The organism is Lentzea guizhouensis (assembly GCF_001701025.1).
Classification (GTDB): domain Bacteria; phylum Actinomycetota; class Actinomycetes; order Mycobacteriales; family Pseudonocardiaceae; genus Lentzea; species Lentzea guizhouensis.
Genome location: NZ_CP016793.1, coordinates 949954 through 974940 on the forward strand (window position 1 = coordinate 949954; position 24987 = coordinate 974940).

At 69.7% G+C, this 24987-nt stretch carries 23 protein-coding genes; 9 read left to right on the plus strand and 14 right to left on the minus strand.

The window, feature by feature from the left end; all coding sequences use genetic code 11:
• Positions 1 to 195: 195 nt before the first annotated feature.
• From BBK82_RS04865 to ssb, 4 genes are all read right to left on the minus strand, one after another.
• The gene (locus tag BBK82_RS04865) at positions 196 to 5136 is read right to left on the minus strand and encodes an NAD-glutamate dehydrogenase (RefSeq protein ID WP_065913918.1); all 4941 of its coding nucleotides are present in this window, start codon (positions 5134 to 5136) and stop codon (positions 196 to 198) included.
• Between the two features lie 337 nt (positions 5137 to 5473).
• A complete protein-coding gene (locus tag BBK82_RS49745; protein ID WP_170067867.1) occupies positions 5474 to 8974 on the minus strand; it encodes a coiled-coil domain-containing protein in 3501 nt (1166 codons plus the stop codon).
• 1039 nt (positions 8975 to 10013) lie between these two features.
• Positions 10014 to 11690 (minus strand): energy-dependent translational throttle protein EttA, encoded by a 1677-nt coding sequence (gene ettA / locus BBK82_RS04880; RefSeq protein ID WP_065913921.1) that lies wholly within the window; start codon positions 11688 to 11690, stop codon positions 10014 to 10016.
• A gap of 265 nt (positions 11691 to 11955) precedes the next feature.
• Positions 11956 to 12501, minus strand: coding sequence for a single-stranded DNA-binding protein (gene ssb, locus BBK82_RS04885; protein ID WP_154697070.1), 546 nt, complete (start codon positions 12499 to 12501; stop codon positions 11956 to 11958).
• Between the two features lie 115 nt (positions 12502 to 12616).
• On the opposite strand from ssb, the gene BBK82_RS04890 reads away from it, so the two are divergent.
• From BBK82_RS04890 to BBK82_RS04900, 3 genes are read left to right on the plus strand one after another with little or no spacing between them, the layout of a single operon-like run.
• Positions 12617 to 13225: a TetR/AcrR family transcriptional regulator gene (locus BBK82_RS04890; protein ID WP_237048028.1), complete on the plus strand. Its 609-nt coding sequence runs from the start codon at positions 12617 to 12619 to the stop codon at positions 13223 to 13225.
• Positions 13218 to 14141 (plus strand): ATP-binding cassette domain-containing protein, encoded by a 924-nt coding sequence (locus BBK82_RS04895; RefSeq protein ID WP_065913924.1) that lies wholly within the window; start codon positions 13218 to 13220, stop codon positions 14139 to 14141. The genes BBK82_RS04890 and BBK82_RS04895 overlap by 8 nt, the downstream gene beginning before the upstream one ends.
• Positions 14142 to 14149: 8 nt before the next feature.
• Complete coding sequence (locus BBK82_RS04900) at positions 14150 to 14947, plus strand: ABC transporter permease (protein ID WP_065913925.1); 798 nt, start codon at positions 14150 to 14152, stop codon at positions 14945 to 14947.
• 5 nt (positions 14948 to 14952) lie between these two features.
• Here the strand turns inward: BBK82_RS04900 and BBK82_RS04905 are convergent, their stop codons facing one another.
• Positions 14953 to 16800 (minus strand): bifunctional copper resistance protein CopD/cytochrome c oxidase assembly protein, encoded by a 1848-nt coding sequence (locus tag BBK82_RS04905; protein WP_083268711.1) that lies wholly within the window; start codon positions 16798 to 16800, stop codon positions 14953 to 14955.
• A gap of 120 nt (positions 16801 to 16920) precedes the next feature.
• Here BBK82_RS04905 and BBK82_RS04910 point away from each other — a divergent pair, with 120 nt between their 5' ends.
• Entirely contained in the window at positions 16921 to 17442 is a 522-nt protein-coding gene (locus BBK82_RS04910) for a DUF3558 domain-containing protein (RefSeq protein WP_065913926.1), read from the plus strand.
• Here BBK82_RS04910 and BBK82_RS04915 read toward each other — a convergent pair.
• The 3 genes from BBK82_RS04915 to BBK82_RS04920 form a co-directional block, all read right to left on the minus strand.
• Positions 17417 to 17599, minus strand: a complete 183-nt coding sequence (locus BBK82_RS04915; protein ID WP_065913927.1) for a hypothetical protein — start codon at positions 17597 to 17599, stop codon at positions 17417 to 17419. The two genes, BBK82_RS04910 and BBK82_RS04915, sit on opposite strands and share 26 nt — an antisense overlap.
• Before the next feature lie 89 nt (positions 17600 to 17688).
• Complete coding sequence (locus tag BBK82_RS47225; RefSeq protein ID WP_071812528.1) at positions 17689 to 17898, minus strand: DUF397 domain-containing protein; 210 nt, start codon at positions 17896 to 17898, stop codon at positions 17689 to 17691.
• Positions 17846 to 18757 carry a helix-turn-helix domain-containing protein gene (locus BBK82_RS04920; protein WP_065913928.1) on the minus strand — a complete coding sequence of 304 codons (912 nt, stop codon included), beginning with the start codon at positions 18755 to 18757 and terminating at the stop codon, positions 17846 to 17848. The genes BBK82_RS47225 and BBK82_RS04920 overlap by 53 nt, the downstream gene beginning before the upstream one ends.
• 633 nt (positions 18758 to 19390) lie before the next feature.
• On the opposite strand from BBK82_RS04920, the gene BBK82_RS55690 reads away from it, so the two are divergent.
• From BBK82_RS55690 to BBK82_RS49755, 4 genes are all read left to right on the plus strand, one after another.
• Complete coding sequence (locus BBK82_RS55690; RefSeq protein WP_257785428.1) at positions 19391 to 19522, plus strand: hypothetical protein; 132 nt, start codon at positions 19391 to 19393, stop codon at positions 19520 to 19522.
• Positions 19515 to 19751, plus strand: coding sequence for a hypothetical protein (locus BBK82_RS04925; RefSeq protein WP_065913929.1), 237 nt, complete (start codon positions 19515 to 19517; stop codon positions 19749 to 19751). Before BBK82_RS55690 ends, BBK82_RS04925 begins: the two co-directional genes overlap by 8 nt.
• On the plus strand, positions 19751 to 19903 hold the full coding sequence (locus BBK82_RS49750; protein ID WP_154697071.1) for a hypothetical protein: 153 nt from the start codon (positions 19751 to 19753) through the stop codon (positions 19901 to 19903). The genes BBK82_RS04925 and BBK82_RS49750 overlap by 1 nt, the downstream gene beginning before the upstream one ends.
• Before the next feature lie 196 nt (positions 19904 to 20099).
• Positions 20100 to 20240, plus strand: a complete 141-nt coding sequence (locus BBK82_RS49755) for a hypothetical protein (protein ID WP_154697072.1) — start codon at positions 20100 to 20102, stop codon at positions 20238 to 20240.
• Positions 20241 to 20332: 92 nt separating this feature from the next.
• Here the strand turns inward: BBK82_RS49755 and BBK82_RS04930 are convergent, their stop codons facing one another.
• The 4 genes from BBK82_RS04930 to BBK82_RS04945 all read right to left on the minus strand — a co-directional run bounded on the left by BBK82_RS04930 (position 20333) and on the right by BBK82_RS04945 (position 22502).
• The gene (locus tag BBK82_RS04930) at positions 20333 to 20659 is read right to left on the minus strand and encodes a hypothetical protein (RefSeq protein WP_065913930.1); all 327 of its coding nucleotides are present in this window, start codon (positions 20657 to 20659) and stop codon (positions 20333 to 20335) included.
• Positions 20660 to 20662: 3 nt separating this feature from the next.
• Positions 20663 to 21577, minus strand: coding sequence for a peptidoglycan recognition protein family protein (locus BBK82_RS04935; RefSeq protein WP_065913931.1), 915 nt, complete (start codon positions 21575 to 21577; stop codon positions 20663 to 20665).
• A 4-nt stretch (positions 21578 to 21581) separates the two neighbouring features.
• Positions 21582 to 21902 carry a hypothetical protein gene (locus tag BBK82_RS04940; protein ID WP_065913932.1) on the minus strand — a complete coding sequence of 107 codons (321 nt, stop codon included), beginning with the start codon at positions 21900 to 21902 and terminating at the stop codon, positions 21582 to 21584.
• Between the two features lie 336 nt (positions 21903 to 22238).
• Complete coding sequence (locus tag BBK82_RS04945; RefSeq protein ID WP_065913933.1) at positions 22239 to 22502, minus strand: hypothetical protein; 264 nt, start codon at positions 22500 to 22502, stop codon at positions 22239 to 22241.
• Positions 22503 to 22628: 126 nt separating this feature from the next.
• Here BBK82_RS04945 and BBK82_RS04950 point away from each other — a divergent pair, with 126 nt between their 5' ends.
• The gene (locus BBK82_RS04950) at positions 22629 to 23066 is read left to right on the plus strand and encodes a hypothetical protein (protein ID WP_154697073.1); all 438 of its coding nucleotides are present in this window, start codon (positions 22629 to 22631) and stop codon (positions 23064 to 23066) included.
• Here BBK82_RS04950 and BBK82_RS04955 read toward each other — a convergent pair whose 3' ends face one another.
• Together BBK82_RS04955 and BBK82_RS04960 are read right to left on the minus strand one after the other, a co-directional pair.
• Positions 23067 to 23771, minus strand: coding sequence for a hypothetical protein (locus BBK82_RS04955; RefSeq protein ID WP_154697074.1), 705 nt, complete (start codon positions 23769 to 23771; stop codon positions 23067 to 23069). It abuts the gene before it with no gap.
• Between the two features lie 36 nt (positions 23772 to 23807).
• Positions 23808 to 24950: a hypothetical protein gene (locus BBK82_RS04960; RefSeq protein WP_065913936.1), complete on the minus strand. Its 1143-nt coding sequence runs from the start codon at positions 24948 to 24950 to the stop codon at positions 23808 to 23810.
• Between the last annotated feature and the right edge of the window lie 37 nt (positions 24951 to 24987).

Consider the following 24987-nt stretch of genomic DNA (forward strand, 5'->3'; position numbering starts at 1 on the left):
AAGCCCTACCCGGATTCGTGGAGCAGGCCTGGTCGTCTATAACGCCTGCGGCGCAGAGCGTCGTCGAACATGGCGGCGGTGCTGGGCGTACTGGGCACGCGCGATCATGCAGCGCGCCGAGCTGGACCAGGTCGTCTGAGAACGCACCGGGGCGCCGCGGAAAACCCGCGACGCCCCGGTTTCCGTCGGCCCGGACTACCGGACCATGCTCCGCACCTGGCGCGCGGCGACCGAGAGGGTCGCCAGGTCCAGTTGGTGAACCCGGTTGATCTCCGCCAGCGCGCCGCGGGACCGGGCCAGCCGCGAGGCGTTGGCCTGCTCCCACTTGGCGATCTTCTCGCTCGCCGTGTCGTCCTCGTCGCTCGCCCGCAGCACGTCGACCGAGATGGCCCGCAGCGACGAGTAGAAGTCGTCGCGCAGCGCCAGCCGGGCCAGCGCGTGCCAGCGGTTGCCGCGTTCCAGGCTCGTCACCGAGTCCAGCATGTGGTCGATGTCGAGGTGGTCGGACAGCGCGAAGTACAGCTCGGCCGTCTCCCGGTGCGTGCGCTCCGGGCCCGCGCCGCCGGTCGGACCGAACTCGCGCTCGGCCAGCTCGGCGATCTCGGTGACGTCGAGCAGGCCGTACATGTACAGCAGCGCGGCCACCTTGCGGGCGAGCACGGCGGGCACGCCCTGTTCGACGTACCTGTCCGCCTTGCCGGCGACGACGTCGAGCTCCTTGCCCTGCAGCAGGTCGAACGCGAACGGGCTGAGCTCCTCGACCACGCTGCGGAAGCGGTTGATCGTCGAGCCCACCGCGATCGGCTGCGGGCGGTTCGACAGCAGCCAGCGCGACGCGCGGTCGAGCAGCCGGCGGGTCTCCAGGACCATGCTGTCCTGGACCTCCGTCGCGACCACCGTGTCCAGCGCCTCGATCTCCCGCCAGATCGACGGCAGGTCGAAGACCTGGGTGACCACGGCGTACGCGCGGACCGCGTCCGTGGCCGAGGCGCTCATCTCCTCGGTGAGGCGGAACGCGTAGGAGATGCCGCCACCGTCGACGACCTCGTTGACCACGACGGTGGTGATGATCTCGCGGGCCAGCGGGTGGTTCGGGATCGCGGCGCCGAAGCGTTCGCGCAGCAGGCTCGGGAAGTAGGTCGGCAGCTTGCGGGTGAACGTGTCGATCGTCGGGATGTCGCTCGCCAGCAGCTCTTCCTTGAGCGTGAGCTTGGTGAAGGCGAGCAGCGTGGCGAGCTCCGGCGAGGTCAGGCCCTGGCCTGCCTTCTCCAGCGCCTTGAACTCCGCCGGGCTCGGCATCGCCTCCAGCTCGCGGTTGAGCGCACCGCGGGCCTCCAGGTCGGCGGTGAGCCGCGCGTGCACCGACAGCATCGGGCCCGCGTGCGCCCGGCTGACGCCCAGCACGTTGTTCTGCGAGTAGTTGTCCGCCAGCACGAGCTCGCCGACCTCGTCGGTCATCTCGGCGAGGACGTCGTTGCGCTGCTGCTGTTCCAGCGAGCCCTCCCGGACCAGGTGGTCCAGCAGGATCTTGATGTTGACCTCGTGGTCGGAGCAGTCGACGCCGGCGGAGTTGTCGAGCGCGTCGGTGTTGACCTTGCCACCGGCACGCGCGAACTCGATGCGGCCGCGCTGGGTCAGGCCCAGGTTGCCGCCCTCACCGATGACCTTGACGCGCAGGTCGGCGCCGTTGACGCGGATCGCGTCGTTGGCCTTGTCGCCGACGTCGGCGTGCGACTCGGTCGAGGACTTGACGTAGGTGCCGATGCCGCCGTTCCAGAGCAGGTCGACCGGCGCGAGCAGGATCGCCTTCTTGAGCTCCGGCGGGGACAGCTTCTCGACGCCGTCGGGCAGCCCCAGCGCGACGCGGGCCTGCTCGGAGATCGGGATCGACTTCGCGGTGAGCGGGAAGATGCCGCCGCCCTCGCTGATCAGCGTGCGGTCGTAGTCGTCCCACGAGGAGCGCGGAACGGTGAACAGCCGCACCCGCTCGGCGAACGAGGCCGCCGCGACCGGGTTCGGGTCGATGAAGATGTGCCGGTGGTCGAACGCGGCCACGAGCCGGATGTGCTCGGACAGCATCATGCCGTTGCCGAACACGTCACCGCTCATGTCGCCGATGCCGACGACCGTGAACTCCTCGGTCTGGGTGTCGACGCCCAGCTCGCGGAACGAGCGCTTCACGCTCTCCCACGCGCCCTTGGCCGTGATGCCCATGGCCTTGTGGTCGTAACCGATCGAGCCACCGGAGGCGAACGCGTCACCGAGCCAGAAGCCGTAGCTCTGCGACACGCCGTTCGCGATGTCGGAGAACGTCGCGGTGCCCTTGTCCGCGGCCACCACCAGGTAGGTGTCGTCGCCGTCGTAGCGCACGACCTGCGGCGCGGGCACGACCTCGTTGTTGACCAGGTTGTCGGTGAGGTCGAGCAGGCCCGAGATGAACATCTTGTAGCAGGCGATGCCCTCGGACATGAAGTTCTCGCGGTCGATGCCGGGGTCGCCCGTCGGGGCGATCGGCTTCTTGACCACGAACCCGCCCTTCGCGCCGACCGGCACGATCACGGCGTTCTTCACGGCCTGCGCCTTGACCAGGCCGAGGATCTCCGTGCGGAAGTCCTCCCGGCGGTCCGACCAGCGCAGACCACCGCGCGCGACGCTGCCGAAGCGCAGGTGCACGCCCTCGATGCGCGGCGAGTACACGAAGATCTCGAACTTCGGCCGCGGCTGCGGCAGGTCCGGGATCGCCTGCGGGTCGAGCTTGACCGACAGGTACGGCCGCGCGTTGCCGTCGGCGTCGTGGAAGAAGTAGTTCGTCCGCAGCGTGGCGTTGATCAGCGTGAGCAGGCTGCGCAGGATCCGGTCCGCGTCGAGGCTCGTCACGTCGTCGATCAGCTTGCCGGTCTCGACGACCATCGTCTCGGTCCGGTCGGTGCGCGTGGCGTCGTCGAGCCGCGGGTCGAACCGCGACTCGAACAGCGCGACGAGGGCGATCGCCACGGAGGTGTGGCTGAGCACCGCGTCCTCGATGTAGTCCTGCGAGTACGGCGTACCGGCCTGGCGCAGGTACTTCGCGTACGCGCGCAGCATCGCGGCCTGCTGCCAGGTCAGCCCGGCCTGCAGCACCAGCGAGTTGAACCGGTCGACCTCGGCCTCACCGCGCCAGACCGCGGCGAACGCGTCCTGGAAGCGCACGCGCACGTTGTCGAGGTCGGCCTCGGACAGCTGCGCGAGCGCGGCCTTGTCGATGCGCAGGCCGAAGTCGTAGATCCAGCACTGCACGCCGTCCTCGCGCGCGATCTCGTACGGCCGCTCGTCGACCACGATCACGCCCATGCGCTGCAGCATCGGCAGCACGTCGGACAGGGTGATGCCGGTGCCGGTCACGAACAGCTTGAAGCGCCGCTCCCCCGGCTCCGCGTTCTCCGGCACGTAGAACACCATGTCGAGGTCGCCCGGCACGAGCGCCTCGATGCGGCGGTAGTCCTCCAGGCCGGTGGAGGCCGGGAAGTCCTCCTTGTAGGCCTCCGGGAAGACCGAGGCGAACCGCTGGCCCTGCTCCGTGGCCGACTCGGCACCGAGGTCGCCACCACCGACGGCCTCGACCATGCGGTCGTCCCAGCTGCGCACAGCCTCGGCGAGCTTGTGCTGGATGGCCTGCGTGTCCGGCTCCAGCGTGCGCTGCGGGTCGGTGTGCACCATGAAGTGCACGCGGGCCAGCGCCGATTCGCCGATGCGCGCGCTGTACTCGAGGTTCAGCCCGCCGAGCTCGGCGAGCAGCACCTCCTGCATCGCGAGCCGGCTCGTCGTCGTGTAGCGGTCGCGCGGCAGGTACACCAGGCACGAGAAGAAGCGCCCGTACGGGTCACGCCGCAGGAACAGCCGCAGCCGGCGGCGTTCCGCGAGGGCGATGACACCCGTGGTGGTCTGGTAGAGCCACTCCTCGTCGACCGAGAACAGCTCGGTGCGCGGGTAGTTCTGGATCACCTCGAGCATCCGCTGGCCCGAGTACGACTGCAGCGGGAAGCCCGCGCGGTGGATCACGTCGCGCACCCGGCGTTCGATCACCGGGATGTCCAGCACGTCCTCGTGCAACGCGGTGGTGCTGAAGATGCCGAGGAACCGGTGCTCCCCGGTCACGTTCCCCTCTGCGTCGAACGTCTTCACGCCCACGTAGTACGGGTAGACGCTGCGGTGCACGCTGCTCTGCGCACTCGCCTGCGTCAGCACCAGCAGCTCCGGGCTGAGCGCCTGAGCGCCGTTGTCCGGCCCCTCGGTCAGCCTCCGCGCCGCGAGGCTGTCCTGCCGCAGCACACCCAGCCCGCTCGCGAGCACGGCCCGCAGCGCCGGGTCGTCGCCTTCCTTGACCAGCTCGTACTGCCGGTAGCCCATGAACGTGAAGTGCCCGTCCGCCAGCCACCGCAGGAGCTTCGCCGCGTCCGCGCACGCCTCGTCGGACGTGTCCTTCTCCAGCTCGTCGGCCAGCTGCAACGCCGTCGACGCCATCCGGTCGGTGTCCTCGACGACCTCGCGGACGTCGGTCAGCACCGTCAACAGCCGCGACTCCAGCTCCCGCGCCCGGTCGGCGTCGGTGAGGAGGTCGACCTCGATGTTCATCCACGACTCGGCGAGCGCGTCGGCGGGCGGGTCGGCCGGGTCTGCGGTCGGCAGCACTTCGAGGAGCTCACCGGTCACCGGGTCACGCCGCACCACGACGATCGGGTGCACGACCCGCTGCACCTGCACACCACCGCGGGTCAGCTCGGACGCGACCGAGTCGACCAGGTACGGCATGTCGTCGGTCACGACCTGCACGACCGTGACGGGACACTGCCAGCCGTCCTGCGTGCGTGTCGGGTTCAAGATCCGCGCCGCGGCCCTCCCGGGCACACGGCTCTCGGCCAGCTGGTAGTTCGACCGCACCGCACCGACCAGGTCCACCGGGTCGTCGTCGTTGACTTCCTCGGCGGGCACATGGCGGTAGAAGAGGCGAATCAGATCAGCGAGTTCGGGGGCATTGGCGGCGGCCCGTTCGATCAGCTCGTCACGGACCTGCTCAGGACTGGCCGGTCGACTCCCGCCGTCCGCGGTGCTCACCGCGGAGACGTCGTCGGTTCGGGTCGGGGCTCCAGTCGAGGTCATCTTCAGGCGACTCCACGCTATCCGGCACCTCTGTGTGCCGGGTCCGCCCCCACCCTAGATGGGGCGGCAGCCGTTCCCGGCAACGGGAGGGGCACTGACGAACCACTGAATCGAGGGCTGAATCGAGTCACTTCATCAGTGGGGACAAGGCATTCCGCATCGTGGACGCAATCCCAGAACCGGCGCACGCGACAAGCGCCACACCTTCGGACTTGGTCCCGCGCCACGACACACACGATCGAGTTCATGGGGCGGCCGAGCCACCGCGGACGGCAGAACAACGAATTACGTTCCACCCCTCGCGCGCGGTCCTCCACCCGAATTCCGGGCAATCCGGCTACGTGCCCGGTAACGTCCAGCCGCCCACACCGTCGGTCTGCACCCGGCGGATGGGGCCGGTGGTCTCGTTGTCCGCCGACGCACCCACGGGGACGATCGGCCCGGTCGTCTCCTCCTCGGTGACCGGCCCTGCTCGGCCGGCCGCGGACGCTGCCACGGTGTCAGCGGCCGGTGGTGCCGAGGACTGGTCCGGGAGCGATCCTGCCTGTGCGGGCGAACCGAACGACGGCAACGAAGGCTCGGCGCCGAACGGCTGTCCCGAACCCAGCAGGTGGCCTGGCACGAACGGCTGGTCGGCGAAGGACGGCCGACCCAGCGGGAACGGTTGGCCGTTGCCGGTCTGGGGCTCCGGCAGCGGGGGTAGTTCCGGCAGCGGCGGCGTCTCCAGCAGCGGTGGTGTCTCCGACAGGGGGTGGCTCGGCGTCGGGGGCATGCCCTGGTCGAACAGCTGGTCCTGATCGGACGAGTGGCCCTGGCCGAACAGCTGCTCATGACCGGACGGCTGGTTCCGGTTGAGCATCTGGTCCTGGCCGAGCGGCTGGTCCCCGATCAGCGGCACGCCCCGCATCGGCGGCACATCCTGTGTCAGCGGCAGGTCCTGCGCGAACGGCACGCCCTGCGACAGCGCCACGTCCTGTGCCAGCGGCACGTCCCGCGACAGCGGCAGGTCCTGTGCCAGTGGCGTGCCCTGCGACAGCGCCAGATCCTGCGCCAACGGCACGCCTTGGCTGGGCGGCAGGTCTGACGTGACCGGCAGGTCGAGCGCGGGCGGCAGATCGGACGGCGCCAGCCCGTCACCCTCGGCGGCTGACCACTCCGGGACGGCGATGTCGGTGGCGTGGAGGTGTTCCTCGTCCTCGCGACGGCCGGTCTCGTACGCGACCAGTGCCTCGGCCAGCAGGTCGGCGAGGCTCAGGTCGCTCGGCTTGCGACGGCTGCTCGGCCGTCCCGTCGACCGCCTCGTCTCCGACTCGTCACCAGTCTCCGCCTGCCCCACCGAGGTGGGTTCCGCCGAGGCGGTCTCCGCTGAGGTCTTGGGGACGGCCGGTTCTGCGTCCGCCGCCAACCCCGACCTCTCACCGCCGGTCAGGCCGACCTGCTCAGGGGCCCCGGCTGGCGTGTCCACCCCGACGTTCGGCACCGGCTCGGTCGCTGCGTCGGGTGCCCAGGCGGTGTGGTCGTCGGCCGCGGGGGTGACGGTGAGGGGCGCGGTGGGGAGGTCGGCGAGGTCGTCGTCGACATCGGCGGCGCTCAGGAATGTGCTCGAGAGCAGGTCCGGCTCGGAGGGTTGCGGGATCTCGTCCGGGACCGGGACCGACGGCACCGCGTCTGGGATGGGCGGCAGCGGGGCGGGGTCTGGCGCGGGCTCGGTGGGGTGCGGCTGGGACGGGTTCGGAGTCTCGACCGGTTCCGGGGACGGGATGGAGGTGGTCGACCAGTCGTGTTTGGCAGGGTGCGAGCGCGAGGCGAGGTCGCTGAGGTCGAGTGAGCTGAAGTCCAGCTCCGGCAGCCTCAGCTCAGGCAGGTCCAGTTCGTCGGGCTCGAGCTGGGCAGGCTCCGATCGGGCGAGCTCCGAATGAGCGGGCCCAGTATGGCCGGACCTCGACTGGCCAGACCCCGACTGATCAAACCTCGGCTGACCGGACCCCGACTGGCCGGACCCCGACTGGCCCGAGCCCGACTGGCCCGAGCCCGGCTGGGCGGGCTCCTGTCGGTTGGGCTCCTGTCGGGCGGGTGCCGTGGCGGCGGGGAAGCCGGATGCCGGGGTGAACAGCGGGTACGCGGGGTCCGGGATGGGCGCGCCGAACGTGGGCGGAGCGGGGATCGACGGGTCGTCGATGTGCGGGCCGAAGTCGGGTGCGGACGGTGGCCGCGAGAAGGCCGCCGCGAGACCGGGCCGGGTGGAGCGGTCCGGCGAGTCGGACGAGGCCGGTGCGTCGGCGTCCGCGAAGTAGTTCGTGCCGGTGGGGGCCAGCGGCTCGTCGCCGAAACGGGTTGGCGGGGTGGTGAGGTCGACGTGGAACGACTGGGACGACGTGGGGTCGGGGCCGTCGTCGGAGAAGGCCGGTGCGCGGTCGTCGCTGAGGCGTGCGGGCGGGTCGACGCGCCAGGAAGAGGCTTCGGGTTGTGGGGCAGCGGCGTCGGCGCCTTCCGGGGCGCGGCGGCCGCCGGCGCGCAGGCCCTGGGCTTTGAGCTTGTCGAGGACGCTTTCCTGTGCGGAACGGGACAGCGGCGAGTCACCGCCGGGCGTCTGGGAGCGGAGCGACTCGGTGCGGAGGGTGGCCTCGCCGCCGGACGGGTCGTTCGCCGGGGCGGACTCCCGAGTCGCGGCGCGGGCGGCCTCGTGGCGGGCTGCCTCGCGCAGGGCGGCCTCCTCACGTTCGGCCACCAGGCGGAGGGCTTCCTGACGCGCGGCTTCTTCGCGCGCTGCCTCTTGACGCACGGCCTCTTGACGCTCGGCTTCCTGCCGGGCGGCGTGCAGACGTGCAGCTTCCACGCGGGCGGCTTGAGCGCGAACGGCCTCGAGCCGAGCAGCTTCCCTCGCCGCCACCTCGCGCGCGGCCTCCTGCAGGGCCGCTTCCTGACGGGCGACCTCCTGCGCGGCCGCTTCCTCGCGGGCGGCTTCCTGACGAGCCGCCTCCCGCAGAGCCTCCTGACGGGCGGCCTCGTGACGCGCCGCCTCCTGGCGGGCGGCTTCCTGGCGGGCGGCCTCCTGACGGGCCGCTTCTTGCAGAGCCGCTTCCCGGCGCGCGGCTTCCTCCGCGGCCTGGCGGGCCGCGCGTTCAGCCTTGGCACGCTCCTCGGCGCGGGCCTGGCGCTCGACCTCGATCTGGCGGCGGGCCTCGCGCTGCAGCTCCATCAGCTGCTGTTCGACCTTGCGCTTGCGGATCTGGTCGGGAGTCAGCGCCGACTCGGCCGACAACGACTCCGATGACGGCGACTCGGCTGACGGCGGTTCGGCCGGGAGCGGTTCGACTGGCGTGGGTTCGGCCTGGAACGCGGAAGCGGCGGGCGTCGGAGGCGGGGCGGAGGCCGCGGCGGTCGGAGTGCGGTCGGTGTCCTGGATTTCGCCCGCGGCCACGCGTGCGGCGCGGCGGCGGCCGCTGACCATGGCGCCGGCGGAGGCGATGAGGCCGGAAGCGGGGACGGTGCGTTCGGAGGAGGACGGCGGCTCGGCGGGTTCCGGGGCCTTGTCGTCGGGCTCGCCGAAGGGTTGGACCATGCGCCAGCGATCAGCGGCGTGTGCGCGTGCCGCGGACAGACCCTCCACCGTCATGTCTTCGGCAGCCCGGCGGGCGCGCTTGACCTTGAGGCCGTCGCCCTTGCGCACCTGGACGGGTCGCCACTGGCGGAGCTGCTGCTTCAGAGCCGCGGGCAGGATGCCGTCGGTGGGCCTGGTGAAGCCCTCGACCGGGCGGAGCAGGCCTGCGAGCTGCTGGTGCAGGTCGGCCGGCTGGCGGTGGACGCCGGAGAACTCCGCGGCGAGCCTGGCGCGCACGGCGTAGACGGCGCGGGCGGCGGCGTTCGGCGGCGTGCGCGGCGCGCAGGTTGGTGAGGGCGTCGGCGAGCTCGCCGGACACCTCGTGCACGTGGGCGAGCGCCAGCAGGCTTTCGGCGAGCAGGGTGTCGAGCTGGTGGCGTTCGGCGCTGGCGGCGGCGTCGGCCAGCATGTCGCGGGCCACGGCGACCCGGCCGGCGGGCAGGTGCACCCTGGTGGCCAGGGCCAGCCGGAGCCAGCCCGCGGTGGAGGCGCCCGGTGCGCGCACCGGGCGGTCGAGCATCGGGCCGCCCACGGCGCTCGCGTCGAGCATGCGGTTCGCGTCCATCAACGCGAGCACCAGCTCGAGTGTGAGCCGGCCGTGGGCCTGGCCGCTGTCCGCCGACTGGTCGGCGAGCCTGCTCAGCAGGTCGAGACCTTCGCGGGCGGCACCGATGGCGGCGGCGATGTCGCCCCACCGCCGGTGCTGCGCGGCCTGCACGGCGCGGATCAGCCCGCGCAGCACCAGCCGCATGTCCTCGTCGAGCTCGGTGTCGGCGACGTAGAGCTGGTCGGCCTCGGCGAGTGCGTGCGTCGGCTCGTCACCTCGGCCGACGGTGACCAGACATTCGCTGGCCTGCACCAGGGCGGAGGCCCGCAGTTCCGCGGGCACGTCCGGTGCTTCCAGGACGGGCATGACCGCCGCGAAGCCCGTCAGCGGCGCGCCCACCGAGCGCGCGCACGCCGCCAGTTCGACCCGCAGCAGCCACGCCGTCTCGTGGGCGCCGATCTTCTCGGCCGCCTTGAGCGCGTCGAGCGCGCGCTCGGCGATCCGGACGCCGCGGCCCACGCGGTTGCCCGCGAAGACCACGAGCGCCTCGGCTCGCAACCGGTCGGCGTCGTCCTGACGAGCGGAGGCGAGCGCCAAGGCGCGCTCACCCAGCACCAGAGCGAGCTCCGGTGCCCGCCAACGCAGCTGCCAGGCGGGCACGACCAGCGTGCCCACCTCGACGTTCGCCTGCGTCTCGCCCCTCGCCGCCACGACGTCGCCGTTGCCCTCTCAGTCTCGTGTCAACTTGCGGTAGGTGACACGGTGTGGCCGAGCGGCCTCGGCACCCAAGCGCTCGAGCTTGTTCTTCTCGTACCCCTCGAAGTTGCCTTCGAACCAGTACCACTTCGACGGGTCCTCGTCGGTGCCCTCCCACGCGAGGATGTGCGTGGCGACGCGGTCGAGGAACCACCGGTCGTGGGAGATCACCACGGCGCAGCCGGGGAACTGCTCGAGAGCGTTCTCCAGCGAGCCCAGGGTCTCGACGTCCAGGTCGTTCGTCGGCTCGTCCAGCAGGATCAGGTTGCCGCCGAGCTTGAGCGTGAGCGCGAGGTTCAGGCGGTTGCGCTCACCACCGGACAGCACACCCGCGGGCTTCTGCTGGTCCGCACCCTTGAAGCCGAACGCGCTGACGTACGCGCGGGACGGCATCTCGACGTTGCCGACGTGGATGTAGTCGAGTCCGCCGGACACGACCTCCCACACGTTCTTCTTCGGGTCGATGCCGCCGCGGTTCTGGTCGACGTAGGACAGCAGGACCGTCTCGCCGACCTTCACGCCGCCATCGTCCGGCTTCTCGAGCCCGACGATCGTCTTGAACAGAGTGGTCTTGCCGACGCCGTTCGGGCCGATGACGCCGACGATGCCGTTGCGCGGCAACGTGAACGACAGGCCGTCGATCAGGACGCGGTCGCCGAAGCCCTTCTTGAGCTTGTCGACCTCCACCACGACGCTGCCCAGACGCGGGCCCGGCGGGATCTGGATCTCCTCGAAGTCGAGCTTGCGGGTCTTCTCCGCCTCGGCCGCCATCTCCTCGTAGCGGTCGAGACGTGCCTTGGACTTGGCCTGGCGGGCCTTGGCGCCGGAGCGCACCCACTCCAGCTCGTCCTTGAGGCGCTTCTGCAGCTTCTGGTCCTTCTTGCCCTGGACCGCGAGACGCTCGGCCTTCTTCTCCAGGTAGGTGGAGTAGTTGCCCTCGTACGGGTGGGTCCGGCCGCGGTCGATCTCGAGGATCCACTCGGCCAGGTTGTCCAGGAAGTACCGGTCGTGGGTGACGGCGAGCACGGCGCCGGCGTACTGCGCGAGGTGCTGCTCCAGCCACAGGACGCTCTCCGCGTCCAGGTGGTTGGTGGGCTCGTCGAGCAGCAGCAGGTCGGGCTTGCTCAGCAGCAGCTTGCACAGCGCGACGCGGCGGCGCTCACCACCGGAGAGCTTGGTGACGTCGGCGTCGGGGGGCGGGCAGCGCAGGGCGTCCATCGCCTGCTCCAGCTGGGAGTCGAGGTCCCACGCGTCGGCGTGGTCGAGCTCCTCCTGGAGCTTGCCCATCTCCTCCATCAGCTCGTCGGAGTAGTCGGTCGCCATCAGCTCGGCGATCTCGTTGAAGCGGTCGAGCTTCACCTTGATCTCGCCCAGGCCCTCCTGGACGTTGCCGAGGACGGTCTTCTCCTCGTTGAGCGGCGGTTCCTGCTGCAGGATGCCCACGGTGTAGCCGGGCGCCAGGTACGCCTCGCCGTTGTTGGGCGTGTCCAACCCCGCCATGATCTTGAGCACGCTCGACTTGCCGGCGCCGTTGGGACCGACCACACCGATCTTCGCGCCGGGGTAGAACATGATCGTGACGTCATCGAGGATGACCTTGTCACCGTGCGCCTTGCGCACCTTTTTCATGGTGTAGATGAACTCGGCCATGGCGGCGATCGTAGAGCGGTGCCCGGAGGCCACTGACCTCGGTCGCCGACAAGCAGGTGTCCACCCCCGGATCGAGCGTCACGCGACACGGTGACCAGCCCGTTCCGTTCGAACGTGAACGACCTTCGGCGATCGGTCCTCGTCGGCCCCGATCTACGAGCTTCCCTCCTTCTCGGATCGCAGTGCGTACATCATCTCCGGCGGTGCAGCCGGATCGCGTGTGTTCCCGAAGTCCCGGAGCCGGGTTGCTCCGAATAGCGCAAGATCAGAACGGCGCCGGCACCGCCGCCGGAACTCCCGCGAGATCTTCGCTCACGCGGGGCTCAACGACCGCAGCGGAACCCAGTGACTGCACGCGGCCGAGATCGAGACCGATGTTGAGCGCGTCCACGTTGAGCGCCGTCTTCTTCTGGTCGTCCTTCTCGTAGAAGCGCGTCCGCAGCTTGCCCTGGACCACCAGCGGATCACCTTTGGTCACCGTGCCGCGCACGGTGTCCGCGAGCTTGCGCCAGCACGTGACGCCGAGCATCAGCGTCTCACCGTCCTCCCAGTCGCCGACCGACGTGTTGTACCTGCGCTCGGTCGACGCGATGCGGAAGAACGCGTTGCTCCTGCCGTCGTCGGTGATCTTGTAGCTGACGTCGCTGGCCACATTGCCAACAACGGTGATCACGGTGGAATTCCAGGCCATCGGATTCGCCTCCAGGGTCGTGGGGTGCTGGTCCAGGTTGCTCCGGCGGCGGGGCGGGATGGGGGTGCGGACGTGGATCTGTGGATTACTCGCGGGTTGTGGACAGGTCGCGATCTTCAACCGCTTCCGAGCACCGAATTGTCGGACCTGTGTGCTAGAGAGGCGCTCGACCCGAGCGAGTGAGTGAGCGCCCACTCATTGACATGAGTGAGTACTCACTCATACAGTGGGAGGCGTGCCACAGGAACCACGCCGCCGCCGCGCCCCCGCGATGAGCCCGGAAGATCGCCGCGAAGCGATCGTCCAAGCCGCGCTGCCGCTCGTCTTGAAGGCCGGCGCGAACGTCACCACCAGCCAGATCGCCGCCGCGGCCGGGATCGCGGAGGGCACGGTGTTCCGCGTCTTCAAGGACAAGGCGGAGCTGCTGGACGCGTGCATCCAACGCGCACTGCACTCCGACGAGGAGGTCGCCCGCCTGGCGGCGATCCCGGCGGATGTGTCGCTGGAGGAGCGGCTGACCGCGGGAGTCGCCTCGTTCAGCGGCTACCTCGACCGCATGTGGGGCGTCATCGGCGCCCTGCGCGAGTCCGGCTACCAGCCGCGCGACGAGGACCACCAGAAGCACAAAGGACCGCCGATCGGCATGCAGCAGCTGTCCGACGCCGTCGCCGGTCTGTTCGGCGACGCGGAGCTGCGCGTCGACCCGGAGCTCGCCGCGCGCATGTTGCTCGGCGCCGTCTTCACCAACCGCATGGGCTCGGGCTTCGGCCAGACCGCCGCCGAACCCGCCGCCATCGTCGAGCTCTTCCTGCACGGCGCGCTCAAAGGGGGAACAGATGAGTGAGCTCATGATCGAGGCCCACGAGGTCAGCAAGAAGTTCGGTGACGTGACCGCGCTCGACGGCGTGAGCGTCACCGCGAAGAAGGGCACCGTCCTCGGCCTGCTCGGCCACAACGGTGCGGGCAAGACCACGCTCGTCAACATTCTCACGACCATGCTGCCGCCCACCGGTGGCACCGCGAGGGTCGCCGGGTTCGACGTCGTCAAGCGGGGCCACGACGTCCGCAGCCGGATCGGCCTGACCGGCCAGTTCGCCGCCGTCGACGAGCAGCTGAGCGGCCACGACAACCTCGTGCTGATCGCCCGCCTGCTCGGCGCCAGCAGCAAGCAGGCCCACCTGCGCGCCGACGACCTGCTGGAGCAGTTCGACCTCACCGACGCCGCCAAGCGCAACGCCAAGACCTACTCCGGCGGCATGCGGCGGCGCCTCGACCTGGCCGCGTCCCTGGTTGGCCGCCCCGAGGTGCTGTTCCTGGACGAGCCCACCACCGGCCTCGACCCGGCGAGCCGCCTCGCGATGTGGGAGATCGTCGAGAAGCTCGTCGCGGACGGCACCACGGTCCTGCTCACCACGCAGTACCTGGACGAGGCCGACCGCCTCGCCCACTCGATCACCGTGCTGTCCCACGGCAAGGTCGTCGCGTCCGGTACGTCCGCCGAGCTCAAGGCCCAGGTCGGCCAGCGCACGGTGACCGTGACGCTCGAGTCGGCGTCCGATGTGGACACAGCGGTGCGGGCGATCAACGCGGTCGGGCTGCACCCCGTCGCCGAGGGCCTCACGCTCACCACTCCCGTCAGCGCGTCACGCGACCTTGCGACGGTCGTGCGCGCGTTGGACGACAACGGCTTGGAGGCGCACGAGATCGGCCTCAAGGAGCCCACTTTGGACGACGTCTACCTCACGCTCGCCGCGAACTAGGGGGAATCATGGCGACTTTGACCTGGCACGGCAGCAGCTACCCGACACAGGTTCTCGTGCTGACTGGCCGTTCTCTGCGCGCACTACTGCGCACGCCCGCGCTGGTGTTCTTCAGCATCCTGCAGCCGTTGATCATGCTGACGCTGTTCAGCCAGATCTTCAGCAGCATCACGTCGACGGCGAACTTCCCGCCGGGCATGAGTTACATCAACTTCCTGCTGCCCGCGATCCTCGTGAACACCGCGATGCAGTCTTCTCTCGCGTCCGGTATTGGGCTCGTGCAGGACATGTCGAACGGTGTGCTCGCACGGTTCCGTTCGCTGCCCATCAGGCCCAGCACGGTTCTGTTGGCACGCAATCTCTCCGACGCCGTGCGGACCGCGTTCCAGCTCGTGCTGATGATCGCGTTCGGTGTGCTGGTGTTCGGCTTCCGGCCTGATGGCGGCATGCTCGGCACCCTCGCCGCCCTGGGCCTCGCGCTGGTCGTGGGATGGGCGCTGAGCTGGGTGTTCATCGCGATCGCCGCCTGGGTGCGCAAGGCGGAGCTGATGCAGACCGTCGGCTTCCTGGCGATGTTCCCGCTGATGTTCGCGTCCAGCGCGTTCGTGCCGATCAACGGCCTGCCGGGCTGGCTGCAGGCGATCGCCAAGGTCAACCCGCTGACCTACGCGGTCGACGCCGCCCGCAGCCTCGCCCTCGCCCACCCCGTGACGGGCGTGGTCGGTGCGCTGGTCACGAGCGGCGCCATCGCGGTGGTCGGTGCGTTCTTCGCGGTCCGCGGGTTCCGCCGCCCGCTCTCGGTGTAGCTCCGTCAGCCCTTTTCGGCGATCTTCCTCAGCATCGCGTTGTAGGCCTCGAGGTCGGCGTCGCCATCGGCGTCGGCCTTGCGGTCCAACCGCTTCGCGTCCCGGCCGTCCTGCCGCGCCCACTGCGTGAGCAGGGCGACCATCACCACGAGCAGCGGCAACTCGCCTGCCGCCCACGCGATGCCGCCGCCGAGCTGCTGGTCCTCCAGCAGGTTCTGCACCCACGGCAGCGCCAGCCCGCGGTAGAACTGCTCGCCGATGATGTTCTGCGAGCTCATCAGGATGACGCCGAAGAACGCGTGGAACGGGATCGACGCGAACAACAACCCCAACCGGCCCAGCGGCGGCAGCTTGTTCGGTGAGGGGTCCACGCCGATCACGGGCCAGTAGAAGACGTACCCGGCGAGGATGAAGTGGGCGTTCATCGCGAGGTGCGCCCAGTGGAACGGCAGCGCGGCCTCGAACAGACCCGAGAAGTACAGGGCGTAGAACGAGCCGACGAACAACGCCAGCGCCACGAACGGGTTCGTGAGCACTCGTGCCACTGGCGAATGCACAAAGGCCAGGATCCACTCACGTGGCCCCGGCACCTCCTTGCTCACCGGCAACGCGCGCAACGCCAGCGTCACCGGACCGCCGAGCACGAAAAGAATCGGCGTCAACATGGAGAGCACCATGTGCGCTTCCATGTGCACGCTGAACATCGCGGGCGAATAGCGGCCCATGCCCGACGAGGTCGCGAACAAGAGCGAGAAGCACCCGCACAGCCATGCGACCGTGCGACCGACCGGCCACTTGTCGCCACGCTTGGTGAGCCGGCGCACGCCCAGGACGTAGAGCACGGCGAGGATGATCGCGAACGTGCCGAAGATCAGGTCGAAGCGCCAGTCGAACAGGATGCGCGCCAGCGTCGGCGGGCCGTCCAGGTCGTAGCCGATGGCGATCTCCGTGCGGCTCGGCAGCTCGAGGTTGCCGGTCGGCGGAGGCGTGCGGGCCAGCGCGACGGCGAGCCCGATCGTGAACATCATCAGCAGGACCTCGACGCCGGCGAGCTTCAACAGCGCCGCCGGGCGGCCCTCGACCACGCCCTTCACACCGCGTTCGCGCTGGAAGTAGCCGAACACGCCGAGCAGCACCAGGCAGGCGACCTTGCCCAGCGTCAGCCAGCCGTAGGTGGAGGTCACCAGGTCGGCCGGCGTGATCCTGACCAGCGCGTTCACCACGCCGGAGACCGCCAGGACGATCCAGCAGACCAGTGCCAGCTTCGAGAACCGCGTCGCGGCCAGCGGCAGGTGCGCGCCGCCACGTCGGCCATGTGCGAGCAACGCGAACAGACCGCCCACCCACAGCACCACGGCGACGAGGTGCCACAACAGGCTGTTCGTGGCCATGTCGTGCGAGCCACCTGACGACGAGTGCCCCGTCACGGCAACCGGCACCAACGCGAAGATGGCCACGAACAGCATGACGGCGGTCCACGCCCACGACAGCACCAGACGGCATCCGAGCGCGAGCAACGCCACGATGATCGCCGTCAGCGCCCACGCCTTCGACTGCTCCAGCAGCATCGCCGTGTCGATCATCTGCGAGAAGGTGAACGACGACACAGGGCGGTCGATGGCCGAGGCAGTGGTGAACGGCACAGAGAGCACTGCGCCGACCAACCACACGAGGGAGGCCCATCCGGCCGTGCGCACCGCGGCGTACCCGTCGGCAGCGAGCGTGCCGGAGGGCTGTGGTGGCACCAGGAACGCCGCGAGCAGCAACGATCCGATCGTCACCACCGCTCCGGTCTCGGTGAGCACGCGGACGATGAGCAGGCCTGCGGGGGGATTGGGCGAGAGCGCGCTCATCGCGACGGCGACGAGCGCCGCCACCGCGAAGCCGATGACGACGAGGGGGATCAGACCAGTTCTGGTCGAGCGCTCGATTGTCACGGCTTGGAGACTACGCACCCTCTAGTGTTGCCCTGTGTGAGCCGTTCTCTCCTCCTGCTGGTCGCGGTGTTCCTCATGGCCGGCTGCTCGTACAGCATCCAGGGCGAACCCGTGGCGGAGCCGTTGCCACCGGGTCCTGCCGTGGCGACACCACGCAAGACGGCGAACATCGACCCGTGCACGCTCATCACGGACGCCGACCTCAAATCGCTCGGCACACCCAAGTACAAGCCGACCGCGCAGAGCGAAAAAGTCCCCAACTCATGCCTGTTCGTCATGAACGAGGACGTCCAGGTGATGATCGCCGTGCCGTACCGGTCGTTCGACGAGTCGAAGAACCGGCAGAAGGGCTCCGAGGTCCAGACGCTCAAGCACGCCACCTGGCTGTCCTGCGGCCCGGAAGGCGACAACATGGTGTGCACCGCCACGATCGCCACCTCGCGCAACGAGTCGTTGCTGGTCGCGATCAACAAGAAGGGCGTGACCGCGTTGCAGGCGACGAACCTGCTGGAACCGGTCGCCCAGACGGCGCTCAAACGCCTGCCGGCTGCCTCGTAGCCCGTTTCGCCAGCCAGGTCGCCGGGATGATCAGCGCGGCGACCAGCGCCACGAACCCGATCGACACGACGAGCGAGCTCACGTGCGCCAGGCCACCCACGATCGGCGGCCCGGCGAGGAACCCCGTGTAGGCGATCGTCGTTACGAGCCCCCACAAAAGGGTGGTTTATCTACGCAGCTCAAGCGCGTTCACCAGGTCAAACGGGAGGCCGAGCCGCACCGCGACCAGCCTCCCGCCTCGGTCGCTCAGTCGAACAGCCCCGCTGCAGCGCTCCTCAAGAACCGCTCTGCCGCAGCGGCTGAGAACACGAGCACCGGACCTGTCCGGTTCTTCGAGTCGCGCACCCCCACAGTGCGCGCCGGTGCCGAAGGCAGGGAGTGCGCGAGTTCCACGCAGTTGTTGTCACCCTGTGTTCTGGTTGACTTCCTCCACTGCCCGAACTCCTCGGTAGTCATCACTCTCCTCCGTCAGTTGCTGGATGCGCCTACGGAGGATGTTGACAGACTGTGCCTCGTCCAGCGCGAGCCGCTGTAGCTCGCCGAAGATGTCGTCATACTCCACGATTTCGGCAGGATCATGGATGTAGGTCCCGTCAGTGATGCCCTCGATGTAGACCCGCTCAATCGGTGACTTGTCGTCCGAGGACGGCACGCGCAGCATGGTGAAGCCGACGCCAAGGCTGCGGTGAAAGCCAGCCTTGAACGGCAGCACCTGAATCCGCACGTTGGGCAACGTCCCCAGTTCGATCAAGTGTTCCAACTGCCCGCGGAGGATCTCTACACCCGAGGGATTCTCAGCGGATGTTGCAAGTTCTCGGAACAACGCTGCCTCGCCCAACACGATTCGAAGTTCCAACGGCTCAGGCCGAGTCAGCAAGCTCTGCCGCCGCATCCTGTCGGCGACGCGCTGTTCGACGTCCGGATGCGGCTTCAAAATCGCGCGAGCCGTCTGCTCAGTCTGGGCAAGCGCCGGCACCAGCTCGGTGTCGTAGTAGCTGACCTCGTCAGCCTGGCGAAGCAGCGCAACGTAGGTCTGCGCGAAGTCAGCCACACGAGCGGGCGCCTCGTTCTTGCGGGCAAGCGCACCGAGCGCCAGCACCTGCTCAGCCTCCCGTCCAGGCGGGATGCCGTAGAGCCGAACCAACGTCTCCAACTCAGTCTTCGCGGCCTTCCGGCCGCCGTTCTCCACCCGGCTGAGCTTCCCCGCGTGCCAACCCAGCTCGGCCTCGACCGCGGCAGGGCTCAGTCCGGCGCGACCTCGCCAGTGCGCGAGCAGTCGCCCGAGTTCGATCCGATGCGCGTTCTTGTGTGCCACGTCGCGACTCCTCCTTGACCCCTACGCGCACATCTTCCACGGCGGCACGAACGCAAATCATCACCCGATCGGAGACGTAGCGGACTGGACATGTCCAGTCCTACATTGTCAGTGGGTCGGCGCCACCTTTCCGGGCTCCGTCTGGATGCGCCAGGTGTCTCCGGCCCTCTCAACGGTGACTGGCCGAGCCGCCTCCTTCCCAGGGACACGCTCGGCCAGTCACCCGAGACCCACACCCTCGACCTACGGACGTGATCAGCCATGCCCCGTCACCACTCGGCAACGCTGACCGTCGCAAGACCTGGCGCACTCCCCGCTGGCCGCTTCCTGAGCAGCAGCGTCCAGCAGCGCCAGGATGGCGCGCCGCCGCGAGCACATCCCCCCGACCTCGCGGCGGCGCGTTCATCAACCACCTGGGCTCCGCATCTGCGTCGAGCCCCGGCGCCTGGGCATTGGCGCCGCCATGGCACGTCCGGACCACGGCTTCGGCCGGACGTGCCCCATAAACGCGCCCGGCGCAGCTGCGGCAGGACGACGACCAACGGGGCCGGCCGTCCTGATGCGCCAGGCGTAGCGCGGTGCCGCGAGCCCTCTCTCCTCGCGGCACCGCGCCCACTACCGGAAGGAGCTGACGTGACCCTCGGCAGCTGGGAAGCACACGTCCTGGGCTTCGCGTGCGTCCTGTTCGTCCTCGGTCTGCTCTGGCTCGGCCACTACCTCACCTGCGACAACCACTCACGACAAGAGGACGAGCACCATGTCTGACCACTGGGGGCAGGACCGCCCCACCATCAAGCGCGCCACCGAGGGCGTGAAGCAGCTTGCTCGCTGCAGCAGCTGTCAGACCACGTACTGGCGCCCTAAGGGGTCCGACAAGACGCACGCCCAGGCGGTTGTCGACGAGGCGAAGGCCACCGACCCTCAGGTCGACATCGCGCAGCTGGAGCTGTGCCCGCCGGACGCCCAGGTCACGAACAACCTGGCGTGCACCTGATGGCCGAGAAGCAGGATCTGGCGGAGATCCGGCGCCAAGCGGTCGACGCGGCCCTGCAGGGCGACAACGCCACTGCCAACGGGTTGAGCGCCGTCGTCGACCTCGCCACCGGTGACGACCCCGGTCCTCCCGAACCTGAGACCACCAAGTAGCCGCACCTCGAAGCGTTCTGGGCGGACGGGTTGGCGCCGCGTCAGTACGTACTGCCAGTCACGACCGACGGAAAGAAGGTTCGAAATGACGTTGCAGATGGGTGAGGGTTACCCGTGGAACGAGGACGGCGACATCCTGCCGCCCGCGCCGCCCAAGCCCCAGCCGAAGAAGCCCTAGAACGCGAGAGGGAACACCGTGACAGTCGAGGACGACCGCACTCCCGGCAAGCAGTCCGCGCTGCGTCGAGCAGCCGAGGAGTTCGAGAAGCACCCGGACGAGGTCTTGACCGGCGCCGAGGTGGCGGAGCGGCTCCGCGCCCAAGCGGAAGGGCTGTAGCAGCCAGGGCAGCCTGTCGGCTAGCCGACACAACGACAGACAGCCCCCGTGCACCGGTGTGAACCGGTGCACGGGGGCTGTGTCATGTGTGGCTAGGGCTTGGTGATGCGGTGCACGCCGCCCTCGGTCGGCGCGGGCACGAGCGCCTGGCCCTTGTCGTCACGCGGGTCCTCGACCGGGGTCACGAACGGCTCGGCCGCCCGCGCGACGCGGAACGCGGTGACGACCGCGCCGACCAGGGTGACCGCGCCGGGGATGGCGCCGAGCAGGCCGGTGAGCGCGTCGCCCTGCGCCGCGGTGAAGACGCCCCAGCCGACCAGGCTGGTGACGACCGAGGCCGCCAGGGCGACCGCCGAGCCGACCGTCTTGACCTGCTCCAGGATGGGGCGGGGTCGGCCGTTGATGTCGATCGTGCTCATGAGTCAGACCTCCGATCCGGGCGAGCGCTCCACGCCGCCCAGGTTGTAGATGCGGCCGAACAACTCCAGGAGCTCGCGCTCGAGGTCCTGCGGCGTCATGCCGCCGCTGGGTGCCGGGAGGTTCGCCGCGATGCTCTTGCCCAGCCGCTCGTAGTCGGTCGGCGTGGTCTCGTCCTGGCCCTCGCGCACCGCGGCCAGCAGCTCCGAGTGCCTTTCGGTCAGCGCGCCGGCGATGTTGTCGACCGAGGCCTGCAGGCGCTCCAGCTTGGCCGCGTTGGTCGTCAGCCACACGCGTGCTGGCGGTGCGTAGCTGGGGGTGCTGTGGCTCGGCACCGGCGTGGTCCACACCTCTGCTGCCGTCACGTCGTCCTCCTTGATGGAAAGGTCGATCTCGCCGCGCTCGTACTGCGCCGCGAGTTGGTTGATGCGGGCGATGGCCGCACGGCCGTACCCGCCGGGGCAGTCGGTGGACTGGCCGGGCGCCTGCCCGTGACCGCCGTCGATCCGGGCCCGGCGCAGCACGCCGTCCCGCTTGCACTGCACCAGCAGCCACGCGGTGGCACGGATCTGCGCCTCGGTCGGCTCGCGGGTGTCGTACCGTCCCACCCAGACGATGGCCACCGCGATGTCGTTGCGGTTCAACGTGTGTGCGCCGGACCGGTGCGCCGAGTGCCCTTGGAACACCAACCCGGCCGGGGTGATCGCGTAGGTGTAGGAGATCCCGCGGCCGAACCGCGATTCGCCGATGTCCTCCAAGGTGCGCACGGCGGCGTAGTCGTCGGTCCACGGCGTCACCAGGTCCGGGGCGATCGTGACCGAGTGGTGCAACCAGCACTCGTCAACCGGTAGCCGGCGGTCGTGAAACCCGTCGTCGTGCCGAGCTCCCCACTGGGTCCGCTGGATGATGCGTGTCTGCATGGGATCACCTCGTCGAGGTCGGTAGCAGCGGCGGAAGCGCCGCGCTGGTGGTGGTGCCCGGTGGTCCGGTCGACGCCGCGGTGCACGTGTAGGTCGGCGCGGTGTCCGGGCTGCCCGCGTCGCGAGCACAGGACTGGGTGCGGCCGTCGCCGTCGACCCACGACCAGCCCGTCGGCGGCACGCCGTCGCGGCCGGGCTGCCCGTCGACCCCGTCCTTGCCGTCCTTGCCGTCCACCCCGTTGGTGCCGTTGGTTCCGTCCTTGCCGTCCGCACCGGGCTGGCCGTCCTGACCAGGCGCGCCGCGGCACTGGGTGGGCTCGGACACGCAGGCCGGGTGACGCCGTCCCTGCCGTTCGCACCGGGCTGGCCGTCGCGGCCGGGCGTGCCCTGCTCGCCGCGCTCGCCGGGAGCCGGCGGCTGGACGGCGGCGTGCCGCCGAGCTCGCGGACCTGCCCGGCCAGGGTCTGCGCGGCCTCGGCGGCGGCGCGCTGCTGCTGTTCGAGGGTGCTGATCTCGTTGGTGTGACTGAGATTGGCGTAGGTCAGCCACACCACGCCGACGAGGACGACGAGCAGGCCCGCCCACATCCAGCGGTGGCCCTTGCGGTCGCGCGCGTCCTCAGCTGCCTGGTGCAGGGCCGTGCTGATCCGGTCGTCGGCGGTCACCCCTGCTCACCTCCTCGGCGGTCGTTGGGGTTGTCGGGGTCCTGCAAGTGCTTGAGCGCCTCGGCGATCTCGTCGGGCGTCACCTCGCCGTCGGCCGCGGCCTCGGCGAGCGCCTGGGCGACGCGCTCGGCACCGCCCTGCGCTGCTGCCGGCCGTTCCGTGCGCTGGGTGCGGCGCCACCCGGCGAGCGCGCCGAGCAGTCCGGTGACGGCGAGCACCAGGCCACCGACGGAGTCGAGCAGCGCTGCGATGTGCTCCACCCGCCACCTCCTCCAAAGGGGTCAAATTGGGGACAAATTGGAACGAGGCGTAGCGCTGGGCGTCGTCTGTGCCGATAGACATGTGAGACGTCGCCGCAGGGCGACCCGAAGCGCAGGGGGTTGTTCGTGAAGAGGAAGGCGGCCGTGGTGACGGCCAGCGCGCTGGGCGCGCTGCTGCTCAGCGGAGGGATCGCGTTCGCGTTGGCGTCTGGTGGCGGGGACGCGCCGGCCGGGACCGAGCAGCTGCCGACGAGCTCGTCGTCGAGCACCGTGTCGACGACGAGCTCGTCGAGCGTTGCGCCGACCACGCCCGTTGCGCCGACACAGGCGCCGATGCCGGTAGTGCCGCAGCAGCCTGCGACGGGAAACAATGGCGGGATGAACGCACCACAGCCACCACAGAACAATCCTGTGCCGACCGAGACGCCGCCGCCTGGCCCCACGTGGACGCACGAGCCCGTCCCGTCCGGCGAGACTGCCGCGCCACCGCCGCCGCCCGCCCCGTGTTACTGGGATGACTCCGACCCGGTCAACTTCCCCAACGGCCGCGAGATCTGTCCCTGATCAGGTCTGCCGCTGATACAGGCTGTAGACCTGGCAGCCGATGTTGCCGCTGCCAGTTGCCTCGGCGGTGATCGTCACCGGCACGTTCGACTGGCTGAGGCTGGCCGCGACGTAGAACGGGCCACGGTTGACGTTGACCACCGAGGTTTCAGCCCAGGTGCCCACCGTCGTGCCGTTCACCTTGAGCCGGTAGGTGCTGGTGTTGCTGCCGGTGGCCTGGCCGAAGATGCCGCTCACCACCATGTAGGGGTGGGTGACCATCGGGATGCGGCCCTCCCACAGCGTCGTCTCGGTCACCACCGATGCCACGGGCAGATTCATGTAGGAGTGGACCGCACTCGCCGCCATGGTGAACTTCGGGTAGAGCGGGATCGCCAGCCAGGGGCGCGCGATCCCGCCCACCTCGGTGTCGTCGCTGATGATCTCGCGATTGAAACGGTCGGTCAGGCGCCAGAACTGGTTGCCCGCAACGGAGAACCCTGTCCACATGACGTCGCCGCCGCCCTCGCGGCGGATGCGGATGATCTGCCTGCCCTGCGAGTCGGGGCCGATGTAGACGATCTCGGTCTCATCCGTGTCGACCATGCGCAGGAACGCGTCGTTCAACAACGTCAGCCCACCGCGGGTGATGGTGGCCGAGCTCAAGCCGATCGAGGACCGCAGCCGCTTGAGCTCGGCCTCGATGTGCTTGATCCGGTCGAGCACGTTCGTGGGCCGGTTGGTCTGCGCCACGGAGCCTCCTTACGCGACGTCGTCGAGCATCGGCGCCGCGGTGATCTCCAGCCGCTCGGCCGATGCGCTCGGGCTGTACTTGATGTCGACCACGCGGACCGGTCCGTCCCACCCGCGCCGGTGGAACAAGTCGCCAGCCGGGATGATCAGGCGGCCGTCGTCGCCACGGCTGACGTCCGCCGCGGTGGGAGGGACGTCGCCGCGAACCACGAACCGCGGCAGCACCACGGGCAGGCGGGCCGCTTCCTGGTCGCCCTGAGCGTGGGCGCCGAGCACGTCCGGGTCGTCGCCGTCGTAGGAAGTGTCCAGCTCCAGCAGCGGGAAGCCGATGGCGTACTTGCTGCTGTCCTCCGACACGGCGATCGGCGTGCCAAGGTCGACACCTTCACCGACCGCGTACGCGCGGGTGGCCATGCGAGTGCCGTCGGAGTCCCACTCGTAGGAGGTCGCCGATCCGGTGAGCTCCCACACGTGGGAGCTGCCTTGCTGGCCCAGCCACGGTGTGCCTTGCAGCAGCACCCGGTCCGGTGCGGCCGCGCCGGTGGAGCTCGCGGCGACGTCGAACACCATGTCCTGGCCACCGATCACGCCGGTGAGGTTGCGCAACATCTCGCCGGCATTGGACAGCTTGTACGGCGGGTACGTCCGGTCGCGCAGCTGGCCCGATGTGGTGGTGTCCAGGTCGAGGCGGATGCCGATGTCCCCGCCGGTGTGCGACTGCGCCAGGGCGACCAGGTTGCGGGCGATCTGGTTCTGGTCGATGCCGGCATACGACGGCGCCGCGAGCCCGGCGAGGTCGAAGATCCCAGGGGACGCAGGTAGCAGCGGCAGCACCGCGCGGTGGTCGAAGTACGACCACCACTCGCCGGCGCCGATCGTGACGGTCTGGCTGGTCGAGGAGTACTTGCGGGTCCAGATGATCCCGCCCCACATCGGCCGGTCGTCGCGCCAGGCGTAGATGCACCGGCGGGTGGGCATCGTCAGGTCGTACGCGTCGAGGTGTCGCGTCTTCGCGCCGAGCTTCCACGTGGCGTCGAACCGGCCGCTGCCGTTGAGGGGCTTGTTGAAGCTGACCCCGGTGAGGCGGACGTCCTCCAGGATGCGGTTGGTCGCCAGGTCGGCGATCTGGTAGCGGTACACCGGCAGCGCCATAGGACCATCTCCCTTCGGCGGGTGACGTCGCGAGCGC